Source organism: Paraburkholderia sacchari (genome assembly GCF_000785435.2).
In the GTDB taxonomy this organism is placed as follows: Bacteria; Pseudomonadota; Gammaproteobacteria; order Burkholderiales; family Burkholderiaceae; genus Paraburkholderia; species Paraburkholderia sacchari.
Map to the genome: position 1 here is coordinate 150,665 of NZ_JTDB02000009.1, position 19,464 is coordinate 170,128.

The following is a 19,464-nucleotide window of genomic DNA, read 5'->3' on the forward strand; positions in this document are numbered from 1 at the left end:
GTGAAGTGACGGGATCACTGTGTTTACGGCGCGCGCCGCAAAGAATTGAGTTTTGTCTGTCCGCCGCCGGCGAATTTAAAAAAAAGCGGCGCAACGAATGCGCCGCCCATCACTGAAAAAGCCATTGAAAAAGCCATTGAAACTGCAATCGAAACAGCAGGCTGCGATCGCTCTCAGTGCGCTCCCGCGTGCTTGTGATCCGCATGCGCGCGCGGCTGCGTGAGCGCGCTCACGGCGGCGAGCACGATGATATTCACGCCGAGCGCGAGAAAGCCGATGTTGATGTCCTTGAATGTATCGGACGCGAACGGAACCAACTGCGCGACGCTCAGGTGCAGCAGCGTGGTAAGCACAACCACCAGCACGCCCGCGAAAATCCCGCAGAAAGCGCCTTGTTTCGTCACGCGGTTGCGTGCCGAGAGGCTGCACACTAGCGCCGGGAACAGCTGCGTGACGAAGTTGTAGCCCATCAGCAGCAGCGCCACGATGGTCTCGCCGCCCTTGAGCGTGAAGCCCACCGCGACCAGCGCGACCACCGGTACGAAGATGCGGGCGACGCGCGCGACGCTTTCGTCGCCGGCGCTTTTATTCAGCGCGCCGCGATAGACGTCGTTGGCGAGCAGCGTGGACGCGGTGGTGAGGATCATCGAGCCCGGCACGAGCGCGGTGAGCACGCCTGCCGCGCCAATCACGCCCACGAACCAAGGGTCGAAGGTTTGCAGCGAAAGGCGGAACAGCGAGAGGTCGATATCGGTGCCTTTGAGGCCCGGTACCTTGAGCACTGCCGCGAAGCCGCAGAAGAACACGAACAGCAGAATCAGTTGATAAAGCGGCAGGATCGCGGCGTTGCGGCGGAAAATGCGCTCGTCCTTCGCGGTGTAGACCGACATGAAAGTGTGCGGCCACATGAAGAAGCCGAGCGCGGCGAGCAGCGTGGTGGACTGGAACCACGTCACGCCCTGGCCTTTTGCCGCGAAGCTGAGGAAGCCCGGTTTGGCCGCGTCGATGGCGCGGAACATCTCGGCATGCGAGCCATAGTAATGGACTGGCAGGTAGATGCCGAGAAACACGGCGATGGCGAGAATCATCGTGTCCTTGACGACCGAGTTCCACGCGCAGCCGCGCACGCCCGAGAAGATCACGTAGGCGGTGACCACCACCGCACCGATCCAGATCGCCGCCGTGGAGGGAATCGCGCCGTACGACGCGGTCGACACGATGATGCCGAGCCCCTTCAGTTGCAGCACGAGATACGGCACGAGCGCGGCCACGCCCACGCACGCGACCAGCACGCCGAGCGCGGGGCTGTGGTACTTGGTCGCGAAGAAGTGCGGCTGCGAGACCAGCCCGTGTTCTTTCGCATAGCGCCACACGGGCGGCAGCATCCAGTACGAAAGAATGTACGCAAGCGTCGCGTAAGCCAGGATGTAATAGACGGGCGCGCCCTTGCCATACGCGAAGCCGCTGCCGCCGAGAAACGTGAAAGTGGTGTAGATCTCGCCCGCCATCAGCAGGAACACGAACGCGGTGCCGAAGCTGCGTCCGCCCACCGACCACTGCTCGAGACTCATGTCGTGGCCGCGGCGCGCGCGGATGCCCAGATAAAGCGCGATCACGGTGATCGCGGCGATGATGATCAGCGCGCTCATGATCGCACCCCGCCTTGTGCATCCTGCACGTCGCGGTTGGCCGGATCGAGCTTGTAGACAAGCCCCATGATGGCCGCGGTCAGCACGACCCACATCACGATCCACGCAAGCACGAGCGGCATGCCGAGCACGAGGGGCTCGGTGCGATTGACGAACGGCACGCCTAGCAGAATGCCGATGAAGGGTAACGCGGCAAGCAACCTCAGTGACATGGCAACTCCTTTGGGTAAAAGGGAAACCTTGTTTCGGGTTCGTTTGGGGGGCGGTCGGTTCACTCTATGCCCGCGAATGCGCCCCGTAAAGCAGCCAAAAATCCTGATGCGATCCCGGCGTGCGGGGTTGAATGCGGACTTGTGTCGATTGCGCGGCTTGGTGCGCTGCGTCATGAAGAAGCGGGTTCATTTGCGCGTGCGGGCCGGCATGCCGCCGGCACGGTCTGCGCCGCTGCGGTTACACTTCTCGCTGCCGGCGGCGGCGCCATTTGGGCCCGCTGCGTTCACCGGATCGCCTACATGATCGAGAGCCTGATTTCAGACATTCTGTTCGGTTTCACCGGACTGATCAGCATCATCAACCCCATCGGCATCGCCTTTGTTTTTCTCGACCGCACGGCCTCGCTCAGCGACGAGGAACGGCGTTTGCTCGCCAAGCGCGTCGCCACCAATGCGGGCTTTGTGCTGCTGGCGGCGTTTTTCGTAGGCACGCCCATCCTGCATTTCTTCGGCATTTCGATGGAGGCGCTGCGTATCGGCGGCGGCCTCGCGGTGGCCGTGAGCGGCTGGCAGATGCTCAATGCGCCCGAACCCGAGCCGTCCGTGGCCGATCATCCGGTCAAGCCGCTCAGCGCCGCGTCGGCGGCCAGCAAAGCTTTCTTTCCGCTCACGATTCCGCTCACCACGGGCCCCGGCTCGATTGCCACGGCCATTGCGCTCAACGCGAACCGTACGCACAAGCTGTCGGCATTTCTGCTCTCGGGCATTGCCTCGATAGTGATCTCGCTGCTCGTGGTGCTGGTGATCTATTACGTCTACAGCCGCGCCGCGCGCCTCGCGTTTTATCTGGGCGCGGAGGGCACGCGCGTGGCCATGCGCATTTCGTCGTTCCTGCTATTGTGCATCGGCGTGCAGATTATTCTCACCGGCTTGAGCGGCTTTCTCGTGCCGCTGCTGGGCGGGCACGCGACTATTTAAAACCGGGGCGCACGGGGTCCTGCGTGCCGCCACACCACGCCGGGTCGTTCATCGAGTCGTTGAAAGTGGAGGTCACCATGTGCCGCTGGCTTGCCTATACCGGTAACGCTGTGCCGCTCGAAACCGTGCTGTTTCATGCGCGCCATTCGCTGATCGACCAGAGCCTGCATTCGAAGCTCGGCGCGACCACCACCAACGGCGACGGCTTCGGGGTCGGCTGGTATCAGCATCCGCACGACATTCCGTATCGCTATCGCAGCGTGCAACCGGCCTGGAACGACCGCAACCTGCGCGAAATCGCGCGCGCGGTGCACGCGCCGATGTTCATCGCGCACGTGCGCGCTGCCACCCATACGCCCGTGCAGGAGACCAACTGCCACCCGTTCCGGCACCGGCGCTGGATGTTCGTGCACAACGGGCTGATCCAGAGCTTTCCGCTCGTGCGCCGCGAATTGCTGGTGGCGGTCGAGCCGGGGCGCTTCAGCGCCATCGAAGGCTCGACCGATTCCGAAGCGATGTTCTATCTGGCGATGACCTTCGGGCTCGAAGTCGATCCGGTGCCGGCGCTCGAGCGCATGGTGGGCTTCGTGGAGGCCACCGCGAAAAAGCACGGCATCGAGCCGGCGCTCAACATGACGGTTTGCGCGAGCGACGGCGAGCAGCTCGTGGCCGTGCGCTACTCCAGCGAGCGCAAGTCGCGCTCGCTCTTTCACACCACTTCGTTCAAGCACCTGCGCGAACTCTATCCCGACGACCCGCGCATCGCGGCCGCGGGCGAGGACGCCTATCTGCTCGTGTCCGAGCCGCTTGGCGATTTACCGGAAGTGTGGGCCGAGGTGCCCGAGTCCACCGCGATCGTGGTGCGTGGCGCGCAAGTCGAATATCGCGACTTCGTGCCGGTTATGCCCTGAATTGCCGCGATCTACCACGCACGCTGGCCGGACTGATCGTATTTTTCGGCCATGGCGGGAATGCCGGCGCGCACGTGGCGCTCGGCGCGCCGCACCTGGCGCGTGAGCAGCACGACGTGCGCGGGCGCGACGCGGCGCCGCCGCAAGGCCCAGAACGCGCCGCGCAGCAACGCGAAGCCGGCCGGGCCGAGCGATTGCTGGCGCGCGAACACGACGAGTGCGTGGCCCGTGGCGGCCAGCGCGTCGCGCAGCGGCAGACGCATCCATGCCACCCACGCCGAATTGCGCGCGAGCGCGCAGTGCTGCGCGCGCGTGAACCAGCGGCATAGCGGCTCGCGATGCGCGAGCGCCGCCTCGCAATACACGATCGCATGACCCGCACTCAACACGTCGAGCGCGGCCAGTTCTTCCGCGCCGCCGTGCGAGAGCCGCTCTTCGTAGCCGCCAAGCGCGCGCAACACGCTCGTGCGGAAGATGCACGCCCCCGCCATGAAGCCTGCGAGCGCCGGGCCGGGCAGACCCTCGCCGCCAGGCGAGGTCGCGTTGAGCATGAGGCACGCCGGATGGATTTCGCGCTCGTCCTCGCCGACCACGCGCGCATTGAGCACTGCCACGTTCGGATGGTCGTCGAGCCGCTGCACCGCTTGCGCGAGCGCGCCGGGCGCGAACCAGGTGCTGTCGTCGCAGCACGCCACATAGTCGGTGCGCGCGAGCGCGAAGGCGCGGTTAAAGCCTGCCACGCCGTGATCGCCGAGCGTCTGGACGATACGCACCTGCGGAAACAGCGAAGCGAGCAGGCTCACGGTGGAGTCGCTGGAGCCGTTGTCGGCCACGATCACATGCGGATGCTCGGGCAGGGCGGTGAGCCGCGCCACGGTGTCGACGATCTGGCGCACGTGGTTGCGCGTGAGCACGATCACGGTGACGCGCGGGCCGGGTTTGGCGGCGGCCCCGGAGCTTGCGTCGGCTGCGGAGACGGGCCTGGAGCCGGGTTCGGAACCAGCGGGTGGAGGGGAAGCGTTCATCGCGTTTCGGGCGGCGGCGAGCCGGCGGCCAGAGTGCAGATTGCTCTGCGGGCATGTGTTCGAGCATACGCCGATGCCGCCAGGCGTGCACATGTCCGGCTAACCGGGGCGGCGGTTACGCTGCGCCGCCGCATGAATGCGCAGCTGGATGAGAGTCGGCCCGCTATCCGTAATCGAGATAATTCATATTCACGATATCGCGTTGCGCGATATCGCTCGCAGCCGCCAAACTTGCGCAAAATCAACACACAGGAGACATTCATGCGCACTCAAGTTGGCATCATCGGCGCGGGGCCCGCGGGCCTGCTGCTTTCCCATCTGCTTCATCTGCGCGGCATCGACTCGGTCGTGCTCGAAAGGCGCGACCGCGATCAGATCGAATCGACGATCCGCGCCGGCGTGCTCGAACAAGGCACCATGGATACGCTCGTCGAGGCCGGCGTGGGCTCGCGCATGCAAGCCGAGGGCGCGCTGCATCACGGCTTCGAGCTGGCGTTCGACGGCAAGCGCCGCCGCATCGACCTCACCGCGCTCACCGGCAAGGCGATCACGGTCTACGCCCAGCACGAGGTGCTCAAGGACCTCGTCGCGGCGCGCGTGGCCGCCGGCGGCAAGCTGTTCTTCAACGTCTCGAATACGTCGATTCACGGCATCGAAACGGCATCGCCCTCGATTTGCTTCGAGCATGAGGGCGAGCAGCACACGTTGCATTGCGATTACGTGATCGGCTGCGACGGCTCGCAGGGCGTCTCGCGCGCGGCCATTCCGGTGGCCTTGCGCAACGATTACGAACGCGTGTTCCCGTTCGGCTGGTTCGGCATTCTCGTGGAGGCGCCGCCTTCGTCCGACGAGCTGATCTATGCGCGCCACGAACGCGGCTTCGCGCTGGTCAGCACGCGTTCGCCGAACGTGCAGCGCATGTATTTCCAGTGCGATCCCAACGACACCGTCGAAAACTGGTCCGACGACCGCATCTGGGCCGAGCTGCACGCGCGCGTCGATTCGGACGAAGGCCATCAGGTGGTCGAGGGCAAGATCTTCCAGAAGAACATCGTCGGCATGCGCAGCTTCGTATCGACCACGATGCAGCATGGGCGCCTCTTTCTCGCGGGCGACGCGGCGCACATCGTGCCGCCCACGGGCGCGAAGGGCCTCAACTTGGCTGTCGCCGACGTGCGCGTGCTGACTGCCGCGCTGGTGGCGTTCTACAAGGAAGGCCGCACCGATCTGCTCGATGCGTACAGCGAGACCGCGCTGCGCCGCATCTGGCGCGCCGAGCACTTCTCGTACTGGATGACGCGCATGATGCACCGTCTCGACGACGCCTCGCCGTTCGAGCAGCGCCTCCAGGTGGCGGAGCTGGAGCACGTCACCACCTCGCGCGCGGCGGCGACCGCGATGGCGGAAAACTACGTGGGCGCGGTGGCGGTCTAGCGTGTTCGGCGCGCCGTCACCGGCGCGTTCAGATCCAGCCGAGCCAGCGCCACCATGTGGCGGCAAACAGCAGCAACAGCAGATAGCCCACCACGGTCAGCACGATGCCGACCCGCGCGAACTGTTTCGCGGTGAAGGTCTCGGTGGCGAGGCACACCATGTTTTGCGGCGCGTTGATCGGCAGGATGAAGCCGAAGCTTACGGTGTAGCCGAGCAGCATGGTCACGCCGAGCCGGTTGAAGTCGCCCGACATCGATTGCAGCACCGCGATCAGGATCGGCAGCATGGCCGAGGTGAGCGCGGTCGCGCTCGCAAAGCCAAGGTGAATCACCACAAGGAACGCGGCGAGCACCGCGAAGGCCGTGAACGGCCCGGCGCTGTCGAGGCCCGTATGATGCGCGACGACGTCGCCGAGCCACTGGCCCGCCTTGGTGGTGAGCAGCGCGGTGCCGAGGCTGATGCCCACGCCGAACACGATCACCGTGCCCCAGGGAATGCGGCTTTGCACTGTTTTCCAGTCCATCACGCCAAAGCGCGGCAGCAATAGCAGCACGAGGCCCACGTAGGTGACCGAGGTGGTGTCGAAGGGGTGCAGCTTGCCTTCGGTGGCCCAGAAGCACAGCAGGCCGATGGAGACGCCCAGCAGGCGTTTTTGCGGGCCGGTCATGGGACCGAGCTCGCGCAGCGACTTTTCCACGGCTTCCTTGCCGCCCGCGATGGCGTCGGTCTCGGGCGGCAGCATCCTCAGCACCAGCACGAGCAGGATGGCCGACATGACGATCGCCCAGGGCGCGCCCGCGATCAGCCAGTCGAGCCAGGTCACGCGCGCGCCGAGCATCTTGTCCATGAAGCCCACGGTGAGCAGGTTTTGCGCGGCTGCCGTCTGGATGCCGACGTTCCAGATGCTGGTGGCGTGCGCGACCACGATCATGATGCCCGCCGCGATGTTCGAGCGCTTGTCCACGCCGAACGCGGAGATCACGCCGACCATGATCGGCACCACGCAGGCGCTGCGCGCTGTGGCGCTCGGCACGACGAGCGAGAGCACGATGGTCACGGCGATCGCGCCGATCAGGATGCGCCGCGTGGTGGTGCCGATGAGCGAGAGCGTGACGAGCGCGATGCGCTTGTCGAGGCCGGTGACGGTCATGGCCGCCGAAATGAAGAGTGCGCCCGCGACGAGCGCGAGCGCGGAATTCGAAAAACCCGCTAGCGCCATGCTGATGGCTTTCGAGGTGCCGTAGAGCTGCGAGGGGTCGCTCACGGTGGGCGCGGTGCCGACGAGAAACGCCATCAACGAGGTGATGATAATGGCGCTCGCTTCGTAGGAAACGGCTTCGGTGAGCCACACGACCACGGCGAAGGCGAGAATGGCGAGCATGCGTTGACCCGCTACGGGCAGGCTAGCGGGCAACGGCAGCAGCAACACGACGACGAGCGCGACAGCGCCCGCGATCAAGCCGATGGGCAGGCCCGGTTTCTTGAGCGCGAGCGTCGCGCCCGCCTCCGGTTTCGGTGCGTTCATGAGGTGGGTTCCATCTCGACCAGGGACGAGCGGGATCGTCCCATATCGGGGCATGGCGTGCGTCGGAGGTGCGCTGGAGGTATCCGGGGAGCGCTGAAGCAGGGGACGTGAAGCGAGGGACGTGAAGCGAGGAACGTGAAGCGAGGAACGTGAAGCGAGGAACGTGAAGCGAGGAGAGCGGCGGACGATGGCGGGGACCGGATGGGCGCCGGTCCCCGCATGCGCAAAAAAGACTGGAGAGAGGAAGCGGTTTATTGGCTCGCGCTCGCCGCCGCTGCCGCCGCGGCTTTCTTCTGCGCGTTCTGGAGATTCGTCGGATAGTTCGGGTCGTTGTTGGCGGGCTTGTAGCCTGCGTCTTCGAGTTGCTTCAGTTCGGCGTTGTTTTTCTCGCGCGCCGCTTTGCGTTCGGCCTTGTGTTGCGCGCGCGCCTGCTTGCGTTTTTCGGCCTTGGTGAGCGGTTGCGAAGCCGGCGCGGCGCTTTGTGCGGTGGCCGCGGGCGCGCTGGCGTCCTGGGAGAAAGCGGGCGCGGCGACGCCCAGCAGGAATGCGGCGGCGGCCGCGGCGAGAGTCAGCTTGCTGATGGTGGACTGCATGAATACCCCTCTTGATTGATTTTTACCGCTGGATTCAGGGTTTGTAATGCAAGGATTGCGAAAAACAGCGCGGCGGATGCCGCGCTTTTGTGGGTACGCCGGTTGAACGGCAGCCCCAGTTCGAATGTATACGATCCTTGCAAACGACGGTAGCAAGTGCGACCCTGGTTCTCGTCTCGCGCAACAGATATCGCGCAACAGATCAACGGACCGATGCCGGTGCGCTCACGCGCGGGTGTCCCGATGTTTTGCCGCCACGCGCTCGACGATGCGCGTGCGCTGCTCGAGCGTAGCCGCGCTTTGCGCGCGCACGCGTTCCACCACGGCGCGCGGCGCGCTTTCCGGGCGACCCGCATCGAACGGCGGCGCTGGCGCATATTCGAGTTCGAGCTGGAGCGCCTGCGCGGCTTCCTCGCCGACCAGTTCCGCCGCGAGCGTGAGCGCGAAATCGATGCCTGCCGTGATGCCGCCGCCGGTGATGAGGTTGCCGTCGCGCACCACGCGCTCTTTTACCGCGATCGCGCCGAGCGGTTCGAGCAGCGAGTGGAAGGCCCAGTGCGTGGTGGCGCGGCGCCCGTGCAGGAGACCGGCGGCGCCGAGCACGAGCGAGCCGGTGCAGACCGACGTGACGTAGCGCGCCTTGCGCGCGTGGTGGCGCAGGAATGCGAGCGTGGCATCGTCTTCCATCAGCGCGGCCACGCCGCTGCCGCCCGGCACGCAGATCACGTCGAGCGGCGGGCAGTCGTCGAACACAGTGTCGGGCGTGAGCAGCATGCCGGTCGCCGACATGACCGGCTCCCGCGTTTTCCAGATGAGCCGCACTCGCGTGTCCGGCATCGATGCCAGTACGTCGTACGGTCCGCAGAGGTCGAGTGGCTGTACCTTGGGGAATAGCAAAAAGCCGATCTTGAGCGCCATGAAGAATGCCTCGAAATGAAGGTGGAGTGAAACGCGCGCCGTGCCGGCGACGGCGCGTTCATCGTCACTCTACGCATGCGGGCCTGTGCAGGAGCGCCAAAAAGCACGCAAAAGCTGCCAGCCGCGACGCTCGAATGTGCGCACTTGTCCGCTGCCGCAATTCGTTTCGAGGTAGCGCGAAGGGGCCGTTGTTGCCAAAAACCGCCATACGTGTGGCGGTTTCGCCGCATCGCGCACGCGTCGCGATAGCGCGAACCGCGCTCTTGCGGGGCGAGCCGGTGCACGTTTACCCCTGAAAACAAGTATCGAAATGCATTCGGCAGTCAGCGTCGCGCAACAAATTTGCATCTACAATGCAAAAGAGTCACGCAAAACGCTTGCGCGCTTGTAGAATCCGCCGTTGAAGCATCTGCATTCCGCTGTGCTTCGTCGATTCACTGACCAACACTGGTAGGAGAAACATGCCGACTTCCGCAAAGAAAGTGGCCAAAAAGGCAGCTGCCCCGGCCAAGAAGGTTGCCGCAAAGAAAGCGCCCGCCACCAAGACGGCCGCAGCTAAGAAGGTCGCCGTGAAGGCGTCCGGCGCACCGTCGCCGATCAAGGACACCTTCACGAAGGCCTCGCTGGCTGCTCACGTTGCTGAGCGTGCTGGCGTCGAGCCGAAGGCCACGAAGGCCGTGCTCGCTGCGCTGGAAGACACGATCCTGGGTTCGGTCCACAAGAAGGGCGCCGGCGAGTTCACGCTGTCGGGTCTTCTGAAGATCGTCGTTCAGGCCGTTCCGGCGAAGAAGAAGCGCTTTGGCAAGGACCCGTTCACGGGTGAAGAGCGCTGGTTCCCGGCCAAGCCGGCAACCGTGCGCATCAAGGCGCGCGCGCTGAAGAAGCTGAAGGACGCAGCAGCGGCCTAAAGGCTTCATGCCGTGGCCTTTGTTGGCTGCGGCACGCGAGAGTACCCAGAGAATCCCCGTTGGCATCTTGCCCACGGGGATTTTTATTTGTGCGTGGAAAATGGCATTGCGGCACGCTGTGCGCCAGGCATGTTCTGATGTTATACATGGGTGTCGAGCATAATGCTGCGTAAAAAGCGGATCTCGGCAAGCCGTGATTCCGCAGCATTAATGCCGTATGACCTGTCCAAGAAAATAGCATGCACTGATGTTATGCCAGCTTCCGAACTCAGTATTCGCCAGGTTGAAGCGTTTCGCGCCTTGATGCAGTGGCGCACGGTCACGCGTGCAGCGCACGCGCTCGGCGTTTCGCAGCCTGCGGTGAGCCGCCTCGTTGCCGACTTCGAGGCGAGCGTAGGTTTCGCGTTGTTCGAGCGTGCACGCGGGCGGCTCTTGCCGACGGGCGAGGCGCATGCTCTGCATGCGGAAGTCGAGCGTGCGTTCAGTGGGCTCGAGCGTGTCGTGCAGGCCGCCGCGCAAATCCGCGAGCAGCGTCGCGGCGTGTTGTGCGTGGCAGGCGCGCCCGAACTCGGCCCCGACTTTCTGCCGCGCGTGAGCGCGGCGTTCGCACAGGAGCATGCGGGCGTGGATGTCACGCTGCTCACGCTCGAACCCGCGCTCGCGCTCGAACGCGTGGCGGCGGAGCGCTGCGACCTGGCGTTCGTTGGCGAGGAAGCGGCGCCGCGCGCGGTGCGTCTCGAGCGTCTCGGGCAATGGCCGATGCGCTGCATGGTGCCGCGCGGCCACCGCCTCGCGCGCAAGCGCGCGATTGGCGCCGCCGACTGCGAGGGTGAGCACTTCGTTTCCTATGCGGCGGGAACGCATGCGCGTCTGCGCATCGACCGCCTGTTCTCGGAGTGTGGCGTAACGCGTCTGACTGGCGTGGAAGCGGATCTCGCGCAGGCGCTCGTGACGCTGGTGGAGGCGGGAATGGGCATTGCGCTCGTCGACCCGCTCACGGCGGCGGGAGCAAGCGCGCGCGTGGTGGTGAAGCGCTTCGTGCCGGAACTGGAGGTGCCGCTCAATGTGGCGCGATACGCGCAGCGGGACGCGGCGCCGCTGGCGGAGGCGTTCTTGCGTCATGCAAGTGCGGCGCTAGCAAGGCTGCGCTGAGCGTGCTCCGACGGGGCTCTGACGCGCACTGAAGCTGCGCCGATGGTGTGTTGACGGCGCGCTGCGAGAACCGTACGTTGAGTGCGGCCGGCTTTTCGAGCGCGTCGATCTTTGGTGCTAAAACGCGCTGCCAATGAAAAAGCCAGCCTTGGCTTGCACCGAAGGCTGGCTTGTGTAGCGTGCAGCTTTTAGCCGCTGCATGGTCTCTTCGCCTGGCCGGGCGTAAGCCCGGCTCATGCCGATTAGAACTTGTGGCGGATGCCCAGGCTGACGATCTCTTGCGAGCTCGAATTCGAGTTGTAGCCGTACGAACCGACCGATGCGTTGGCCGCGCCGCCGGTGCCCGACTGCGTGCCGTTGGCGTGCTGGTAAGCCGCCAATGCGTACAGGTCGGTGCGCTTCGACAGGTTGTAGTCCGCGCCCAGCGAAACCTGGTTGTAGGTGTTCGACGCGTTGCCCGCACCGTGCGTGTAGGTGTAGCCCAGGCCGAGCAGCAGGGCCGGGTTCACCTGGTAGCCGAAGTAGCCGGCTGCAACGTTGTAGCGCTGGCTCGACTGGAACAGCGAGTAGCCGTCCGACTTGTACTGGACGTTGGCGTAACGTGCGCCGAACGTGAACGGACCCGTGACGTATTGCGCAGCGACCGAAGCGTTGTTGATCGACTTGGCCGAAGCGTATGCGAAATTGATCTCGCTGTCGAACATGGCGCCCGACGTAGCGTTCGCCGCCCAGCCGCCGCCGCCATTCGCGACAGACCTGAGGCGGTCTGCCGGGTTCGACGAGTTGTCCATGCGGAAGTAGCCAGCAGCAACGTTGAAGCCACCGATGCCGTACGTAGCAGCCGCACCCCAGCTTTGACCCGAGCCCGTCGCACCTGCGACGCCGCCCAGTGCATACATGCCTTCAAACTGGAAGCCGCTGAAAACCGGCGACACGTACTTGATGGCGTTGTTCGTACGCGAGCTGTTGTCGTTGTTGTCAACGTCACCCGGCGTCGTGAACGTGCTGCCGAAGTAGTTGTCGGCCGTCAGGGGCTGAACCATGTCGACCAGCGGGTCGTACTGGCGGCCCAGCGTGACCGTACCGTATTGGTCAGACGTCAGGCCGACGAAAGCTTGACGACCGAACATGAGGCCGCCTTGGCCCAGCTTGCCGTTGTTGACGTCAAAGCCGTTTTCCAATTGGAAAATTGCCTTCAGGCCGCCACCGAGGTCTTCCGTGCCCTTCAGGCCGAAACGGTTGCCCGAAATATTGCCGGCGTACAGGCCGACCAGGTTCTTGTTCTGGACATTCGAGTGGCCAACCCACTGGATCGACTCGTCGATCACGCCATACAGGGTCACGCTGCTCTGCGCATGTGCTGCGCCCGAGACGGCCAGGATGGCCAGCGAGAGGGTCGAGAGGGCGATTCGTTTCATCCGGTTTTCTCCACGCAAATAATTTAGTTGTTGCTTGAATTAGTTCGTGCCATTGCGGAACGGAGAATAACGCAGGGGCGCAATTCTCCAGAACTGAAAAAAAATGACTGTCGCGAAAAGCTGACACATCCGCAAAATGCCTTGTAATACGGGGCTCTAACGGATTCTTCCAGATTCGCAAGGAAACGATGCCGACGCGGCACTATTGCGGTTTTCGATACGAGTCGCGAAATGTGCAACAGGGGGGGAGGAGGAATATAAGGGTAAATACGGAGCAACCGAACGCGGTCACCGGTTGCTCAGTATTTCGAATCAGGCTATGTCGGCGCGAGTGGCCGGGTGTCGGACCGAGGGCTAATCGCCCGGGTTGTGTGAATCCGGCGCGGCGGCGCGGCGGCGGCCTGCCGCGGCCGTCACGGCAAGCGCGGCGCTCGCGACGAACGCCACCGAGCGCCAGGGGTGGCGCTGGACATAGCGGTTGGTGGCGGCCACCGTGCGGCCCGCCCGCAAGAGGGTACGGGCGGCGGCCTCGGTGGCGCTTTTCTCCATGTTGACTACTGAGCGCCCCCAGACCTGCCGCTTCGCGTCAGGCCCGCCGAGGGGGGGCAAGAAAACTTGGGGCAGCCCGGAGTTTTCTTGAGAGCGGCGGATTTGCAGGCTGCCGGCGCTGCGCCGGGTGAGCGCGCCCCGAGCGAACGCGCCGCCCTCGGCGCGCACCTGGCCGATCGCCTGCCGCGGCGCATCGGCGGCGCTTGCGCCATGAGCGGCGTCCCGGCCGGCTTGCGGGTTGGCAACGGTGTCCGTGTTTCCGATCGGAACCGCATGGACCGGCCGGCCGCCCGTTGCGGTTTCGCGCATGGGGGCAATCGTGGAAGCGGCGAGTACGGAGGCGAGCTTGGCGCGGCTGCCGGGCGGTGTTTCCGCGAGGAAACCCCATGCACCGCGCGGATCGTGCAGGCGTGCGCGCGCGGCTGAGAATTCGGCGCCCAGCAGCAACACCGCCGCAGAGAAGTACAGCCACATCAACAGCACGGCCAGCGAGCCCGCCGCACCGAACGCCGTGGCCATGCCCGCATGCGCCAGATAGAGCGCGAAAAGTTTCTTGCCCACCGAAAACAGCACGGCCGCCACGATGCCGCCCACCATGGCGTCGCGCCAGCGCACCACGGCGTCGGGCAGGAAGCGCAGCAGCGCGGCGAATGCAAAGGCGAGCACGAGCAGCCCGACCGTCAGTTGCAGCAGGTTTCCTATGATCACAAAAGAGGTTTCGCCCCAGATCCAGCGGCCGACGAAGGTGATGACCGTATCCAGCACGACCGAGACGAACAGCAGGATGGCGACGCCGAGCACGAGGCCGAACGAGATCAGCCGCACGCGTACGAGCGCAAGCACCGAGGAGGTGCGAAGGCCGGTTGCCGGCCAGACAATATTGAGTGCCGAGTTGAGCGACGCAAACGTTGCGGACGCGCCGACCGCGAGCATCGCGAGCGAAATCATGGCCGCGATGCTGCCTGTGCCGCCCGCGCGGTGCGCGTTCTCGACGATGGTGCTGACGCCCGCGGCGGCATCGTTGCCCAGCACGTTGTGCACCTGGCGGAACAGCTCGCCGCGCGCCGCGTCGGCGCCAAAGAACCAGCCGGCCACCGCGATCACCATGACGAGTGTGGGCGCGAGCGAGAACGCCGAATAAAACGCGATGCTCGCGGCCAGCGACGGGCAGCGGTCGGCGATGAATTGCCGGCACGCGCTCACGACCCAGGAGGCTTCCTTGCGTGCGGCGGAGCCGAGCCGCTCCGATAAGAGAGTTGCCATTTCGAACGTCCTGGATTCCGGCGTGGGTGGTTTCATATTGCCGGCATTGTGCCCGGCGCGGGCGCAATGGCCGCGCCGGGATTCATACGAATGAGTTGAACCTTGCGGAAATATCGGAAATATAGCAAGCCTGGTTCTTGAACTTGGCGCCGTCTGGACACTAGACAGTATCTATCTTTGGAAACGTCTTATACTGAAAAAACCCGCAATCACAATGCCGAGGACGCACACCATGCTGCAAATGTCCCGGCGCCAGTTCCTCAAGGTCACGGCAACGTCGCTGGCGGGTTCCAGCCTCGCATTGATGGGTTTCGCGCCCGACAATGCGCTTGCCGAAGTCCGACAATACAAACTGGCGCGCACCACTGAAACCCGCAACACCTGCCCGTATTGCTCGGTGGGCTGCGGGATCCTCATGTACGGTCTTGGCGATGGTGCGAAGAACGCCACCGCGAGCATCATCCATATCGAGGGCGATCCCGATCACCCGGTCAATCGCGGCACGCTGTGCCCGAAGGGCGCGAGCCTGATCGACTTCATTCACAGCCCGAGCCGGCTCCAGTATCCCGAGTACCGGGCGGCGGGCTCGAACGAGTGGAAGCGCATTTCGTGGGACGAGGCGCTCGACCGCATCGCGAAGTTGCTCAAGGAAGATCGCGACGCGAATTTCGTCGAGAAGACCGCGGATGGGAAGACCGTCAACCGCTGGCTGACCACCGGCATGCTGGCCGCCTCCGCGGGCAGCAACGAAGTCGGGTATCTCACGCATAAGGTGGCCCGCTCGATGGGCCTGCTCGCATTCGACAACCAGGCGCGTGTCTGACACGGCCCGACGGTGGCAGGTCTTGCCCCGACGTTTGGCCGTGGTGCGATGACGAACCATTGGGTCGATATTCGCAATGCGGACGTGATTCTCGTGATGGGCGGCAACGCGGCCGAGGCGCACCCATGCGGCTTCAAGTGGGTCACGGAGGCCAAGGCGCACCGCAAGGCGCGGCTCATCGTGGTGGACCCACGCTTCACGCGCACGGCATCGGTCGCCGATTATTACGCGCCGATTCGCACCGGCACGGACATCGCGTTCCTTGGCGGCGTGATCAACTGGCTGCTCGCGAACGACAAGATCCAGCACGAATACGTGAAGAACTACACGGACTTCTCGTTCATCGTGCGCGAGGACTTCGCGTTCAACGACGGCATTTACTCGGGCTACGACACGCAAAAACACGCGTACCCTGACAAATCGTCGTGGGACTACGAGATCGGCGAAGACGGCTTCGTGAAGACCGATGCCACGCTGCAGAATTCGCGCTGCGTCTATCAGTTGCTCAAGCAGCATTACTCGCGCTACACGCCCGAGATGGTGGAGAAGGTCTGCGGCACGCCGAAGGAGAAATTCCTCAAGGTGTGCGAAATGCTGGCGACCACGGCCGAGCCGGGACGTGCTGGCACCATCATGTATGCGCTCGGCTGGACCCATCACTCGATCGGCTCGCAGATGATCCGCACCGGCGCAATGGTGCAGTTGCTACTCGGCAACATCGGCATCGCGGGCGGCGGCATGAATGCGCTGCGCGGCCACTCGAACATCCAGGGGCTCACCGACCTCGGGCTGATGTCGAATCTGCTCACCGGCTACATGACCCTGCCCAACGAGGCTGAGCAGAGCTACGACGACTACATCAAGCAACGCGCGCTGCAACCGCTGCGGCCGAACCAGCTCAGCTACTGGCAGCGCTATAACGCGTTTTTCGTGAGCTTCATGAAGTCGTGGTGGGGTGACGCGGCCACGAAGGAGAACAACTGGGGCTACGACTGGCTGCCCAAGCTCGACAAGCCCTACGACCTGATGCAGACCATCGAGCTGATGAACCAGGGCAAGGTCAACGGATATATCTGCCAGGGCTTCAACGTGATCGCGTCCGCGCCGAACAAGGCGAAAACGCTGGCCGCGCTCGGCAAGCTCAAGTGGCTCGTGATCATGGATCCGCTCGCGACCGAGACTTCCGAGTTCTGGAAGAAGGTGGGAGATTACAACGATGTCGATAGCGGCTCGATTCAGACGGAGGTGTTCCGCCTGCCCACGACCTGTTTCGCAGAGGAAAACGGCTCACTCGTGAGTTCGAGCCGGGTGCTGCAATGGCACTGGAAGGGAGCGGAACCGCCGGCCGAGGCGAAGAGCGATCTCGAGATCATGTCGGGGCTGTTCCTGCGCATTCGCGCGGCGTACCAGAAGGATGGCGGCAAGCTGCCCGATCCGATCGTGAAGCTCGACTGGCCGTACTCGGACCCGGAGAGCCCCACGCCCGAGGAACTCGCAAAGGAGTACAACGGCCGCGCGCTCGCCGACCAGACCGACCCGAAGGACGCCACCAAGGTGCTCGTGAAGAAGGGCGAGCAGCTTTCGGGCTTCGCGCAGCTCAAGGACGACGGCACCACCGCAAGCGGCTGCTGGATCTTCTGCGGTGCGTGGACCCAGGCGGGCAACCAGATGGGCCGGCGCGACAACGCCGACCCCACCGGCATCGGCCAGACGCTGAACTGGGCCTGGGCCTGGCCAGCGAACCGCCGCGTGCTGTACAACCGGGCTTCGTGCGATGCGGCCGGCAAGCCGTTCGATCCCACGCGCAAGCTGATCGGCTGGAACGGCAGCGCATGGACCGGCGCGGACGTGCCCGACTACAAGATCGACGAGTCGCCCGATCTCGGCATGGGGCCGTTCATCATGAACCCCGAAGGCGTCGCGCGCTTCTTCGCGCGCGACGGCATGAACGAAGGGCCGTTTCCCGAGCACTACGAACCATTCGAGAACCCGCTCGGCTATAACCCGTTCCACCCCAATAACCCGCAGGCTACGAGCAATCCGGCAGCGCGCGTGTTCCCGGACGACCGCAAGACGTTCTCGACGGCGCAATCGTTCCCGCACGTCGCCACCACCTACCGGCTCACCGAGCACTTCCACTTCTGGACCAAGCATGCGCGCCTGAACGCCATTATTCAGCCGCAGCAGTTCGTCGAGATTGGCGAAGAGCTGGCGAAGGAAGTGGGCGTGGTCGACGGCGGACGCGTGAAGGTGTCGAGCAATCGCGGCTACCTGATTGCCGTGGCGGTGGTAACGAAGCGCATCAAGGCGCTCACCATCGACGGCAGGAAGGTGCATCACGTGGGCGTGCCGCTGCACTGGGGCTTCACGGGACTGACCAAACCCGGCTATCTGACGAATACGCTCACGCCGCCCGTCGGCGACGGCAATTCGCAGACGCCCGAGTTCAAGTCGTTCCTCGTGAAAGTGGAAAAGGCGTAGGGGGACGACATGGCATTGCAATCGCTCGATATCAAGCGCCAGTCGGCCACCACCACGCCGCCGCCCGGCGTGCGCGAGCCGTCCACGGGCGCGGTCGCGAAACTCATCGACGTCACGAAGTGCATTGGCTGCAAAGCGTGCCAGACCGCGTGCATGGAATGGAATGACTTGCGCGACGAGGTGGGCATCAACGCGGGCGTCTACGACAACCCGCGCGATCTCACCGAGCACTCGTGGACCGTGATGCGCTTTACGGAATACGAGAACCCGAACGGCAACCTCGAATGGCTGATCCGCAAAGACGGCTGCATGCATTGCGAGGACCCGGGCTGCCTCAAGGCGTGTCCGTCGCCGGGCGCGATCGTGCAATACACGAACGGCATCGTGGATTTTCATGAGGAAAACTGCATCGGCTGCGGCTATTGCATCACGGGCTGTCCGTTCAATATCCCGCGCCTTTCGAAGAAGGATCATCGCGTCTATAAATGCACGCTATGCTCCGACCGCGTGGCGGTGGGGCAGGAACCCGCATGCGTGAAGACCTGCCCGACCGGTGCGATCGTGTTCGGCACCAAAGAGGACATGAAGCAGCACGCGGCGGAGCGCATCGTCGACCTCAAGGAGCGCGGCTTCGACAAAGCCGGGCTCTATGACCCGCCAGGCGTGGGCGGCACGCACGTGATGTACGTGCTGCATCACGCGGACCAGCCCTCGCTGTATCACGGCTTGCCCGACAATCCGCGTATCAGCCCGCTCGTGCGGCTGTGGAAGGGCGTGGCCAAGCCTCTCGCGCTCGCGGGCATCGCGCTCGCGGCGGTAGCGGGCTTCTTCCACTACACGCGGGTGGGGCCGAACGAGGTGAATGACGAAGACGAGCAGGCCGCGCGCGACGAGGCGCGGCGCATGCGTGGCGAACCCGAGGAGCGCGGCGATGAAAAACGATGAACCGCAACGGATCCAGCGTTATACGGCCAATGAGCGCACCAACCACTGGATTACCGCGATCACCTTCGTGCTGCTCGCACTCTCGGGGCTGGCGATGTTCCACCCGTCGATGTTCTGGCTTTCCGCGCTGTTCGGCGGCGGGCAATGGACGCGCATCCTGCATCCGTTCGTGGGCGTGGTGATGTTCATCTCGTTCATGCTGCTCGCGCTGCGCTTCTGGCATCACAACTATCTGGATGCGAACGACTGGCAATGGGTCAGGCAGATGGGCGATGTGCTGAACAACCGTGAAGACAAGCTGCCCGAAGTCGGCCGCTACAATGCGGGACAGAAGCTGCTATTCTTTGTGATGGTGGTTTGTCTCGTGCTGCTGCTGCTGAGCGGCATCGTGATCTGGCGGCGCTACTTCTCACTGTACTTTCCCGTCACGCTGATCCGCTGGGCTGCGGTCGCTCATGCGGGCGCGGCGTTTGCGCTGATCGTGGGCATCGTCGTGCATATTTACGCGGCGCTGTGGGTGAAGGGCTCGATTCGCGCCATGACGCGCGGATACGTGACCTGGGGCTGGGCGAGAAAGCATCATCCGCGCTGGTTCCGCGAGAACATAAAGTAGCAGGCGCGCGGTCCTGCACAAGCCGCCCGCCCGCAAGGGCGCGGCGGCTTTTTGTTATTGGAGGCGA

16 protein-coding genes are annotated in these 19,464 nt (G+C 64.3%); 8 read left to right on the plus strand and 8 right to left on the minus strand.

Translation table 11 applies throughout. From position 1 onward, the window contains the following. Positions 1-173 precede the first annotated feature (173 nt). Positions 174-1,649, minus strand: coding sequence for a sodium:solute symporter family protein (locus tag NH14_RS26645; RefSeq protein ID WP_035529728.1), 1,476 nt, complete (start codon positions 1,647-1,649; stop codon positions 174-176). Continuing rightward, positions 1,646-1,861: a DUF3311 domain-containing protein gene (locus tag NH14_RS26650; protein ID WP_035529726.1), complete on the minus strand. Its 216-nt coding sequence runs from the start codon at positions 1,859-1,861 to the stop codon at positions 1,646-1,648. The genes NH14_RS26645 and NH14_RS26650 overlap by 4 nt, the downstream gene beginning before the upstream one ends. Positions 1,862-2,161: 300 nt before the next feature. Here NH14_RS26650 and NH14_RS26655 point away from each other — a divergent pair, with 300 nt between their 5' ends. After that, a complete protein-coding gene (locus NH14_RS26655; protein WP_035529950.1) occupies positions 2,162-2,839 on the plus strand; it encodes a MarC family protein in 678 nt (225 codons plus the stop codon). A gap of 77 nt (positions 2,840-2,916) precedes the next feature. Further along, entirely contained in the window at positions 2,917-3,750 is an 834-nt protein-coding gene (locus tag NH14_RS26660) for a class II glutamine amidotransferase (RefSeq protein ID WP_035529724.1), read from the plus strand. A gap of 11 nt (positions 3,751-3,761) precedes the next feature. On the opposite strand, the gene NH14_RS26665 is transcribed toward NH14_RS26660, so the two are convergent. After that, the gene (locus NH14_RS26665; RefSeq protein ID WP_084225680.1) at positions 3,762-4,775 is read right to left on the minus strand and encodes a glycosyltransferase family 2 protein; all 1,014 of its coding nucleotides are present in this window, start codon (positions 4,773-4,775) and stop codon (positions 3,762-3,764) included. Positions 4,776-5,036: 261 nt separating this feature from the next. Here NH14_RS26665 and NH14_RS26670 point away from each other — a divergent pair, with 261 nt between their 5' ends. Further along, a complete protein-coding gene (locus tag NH14_RS26670; protein WP_035529720.1) occupies positions 5,037-6,209 on the plus strand; it encodes a 4-hydroxybenzoate 3-monooxygenase in 1,173 nt (390 codons plus the stop codon). Positions 6,210-6,237: 28 nt separating this feature from the next. Here NH14_RS26670 and NH14_RS26675 read toward each other — a convergent pair whose 3' ends face one another. The 3 genes from NH14_RS26675 to NH14_RS26685 all read right to left on the minus strand — a co-directional run bounded on the left by NH14_RS26675 (position 6,238) and on the right by NH14_RS26685 (position 9,245). Next, entirely contained in the window at positions 6,238-7,734 is a 1,497-nt protein-coding gene (locus NH14_RS26675) for a DASS family sodium-coupled anion symporter (protein ID WP_035529719.1), read from the minus strand. 251 nt (positions 7,735-7,985) lie between these two features. Beyond that, positions 7,986-8,327 (minus strand): DUF4148 domain-containing protein, encoded by a 342-nt coding sequence (locus NH14_RS26680; RefSeq protein ID WP_035529717.1) that lies wholly within the window; start codon positions 8,325-8,327, stop codon positions 7,986-7,988. A 225-nt stretch (positions 8,328-8,552) separates the two neighbouring features. Further along, complete coding sequence (locus NH14_RS26685; RefSeq protein WP_035529716.1) at positions 8,553-9,245, minus strand: DJ-1/PfpI family protein; 693 nt, start codon at positions 9,243-9,245, stop codon at positions 8,553-8,555. Between the two features lie 461 nt (positions 9,246-9,706). Here NH14_RS26685 and NH14_RS26690 point away from each other — a divergent pair, with 461 nt between their 5' ends. Beyond that, positions 9,707-10,153 carry an HU family DNA-binding protein gene (locus NH14_RS26690; RefSeq protein WP_035529715.1) on the plus strand — a complete coding sequence of 149 codons (447 nt, stop codon included), beginning with the start codon at positions 9,707-9,709 and terminating at the stop codon, positions 10,151-10,153. Positions 10,154-10,405: 252 nt separating this feature from the next. Beyond that, positions 10,406-11,305, plus strand: coding sequence for a LysR substrate-binding domain-containing protein (locus NH14_RS26695; protein WP_035529714.1), 900 nt, complete (start codon positions 10,406-10,408; stop codon positions 11,303-11,305). A 242-nt stretch (positions 11,306-11,547) separates the two neighbouring features. On the opposite strand, the gene NH14_RS26700 is transcribed toward NH14_RS26695, so the two are convergent. After that, positions 11,548-12,723, minus strand: coding sequence for a porin (locus NH14_RS26700; RefSeq protein ID WP_035529712.1), 1,176 nt, complete (start codon positions 12,721-12,723; stop codon positions 11,548-11,550). A gap of 354 nt (positions 12,724-13,077) precedes the next feature. Further along, the gene (locus tag NH14_RS26705) at positions 13,078-14,535 is read right to left on the minus strand and encodes a YihY/virulence factor BrkB family protein (RefSeq protein ID WP_035529711.1); all 1,458 of its coding nucleotides are present in this window, start codon (positions 14,533-14,535) and stop codon (positions 13,078-13,080) included. Between the two features lie 232 nt (positions 14,536-14,767). Between NH14_RS26705 and fdnG the strand changes: the two genes are divergently transcribed. The 3 genes from fdnG to NH14_RS26720 are packed head-to-tail and all read left to right on the plus strand — an operon-like array spanning position 14,768 to position 19,397. Continuing rightward, positions 14,768-17,839 (plus strand): formate dehydrogenase-N subunit alpha, encoded by a 3,072-nt coding sequence (fdnG, locus tag NH14_RS26710; RefSeq protein WP_084225679.1) that lies wholly within the window; start codon positions 14,768-14,770, stop codon positions 17,837-17,839. Between the two features lie 9 nt (positions 17,840-17,848). Beyond that, on the plus strand, positions 17,849-18,784 hold the full coding sequence (gene fdxH, locus NH14_RS26715) for a formate dehydrogenase subunit beta (RefSeq protein ID WP_035529705.1): 936 nt from the start codon (positions 17,849-17,851) through the stop codon (positions 18,782-18,784). After that, positions 18,771-19,397: a formate dehydrogenase subunit gamma gene (locus tag NH14_RS26720; protein WP_035529703.1), complete on the plus strand. Its 627-nt coding sequence runs from the start codon at positions 18,771-18,773 to the stop codon at positions 19,395-19,397. Before fdxH ends, NH14_RS26720 begins: the two co-directional genes overlap by 14 nt. Positions 19,398-19,464: the final 67 nt, after the last annotated feature.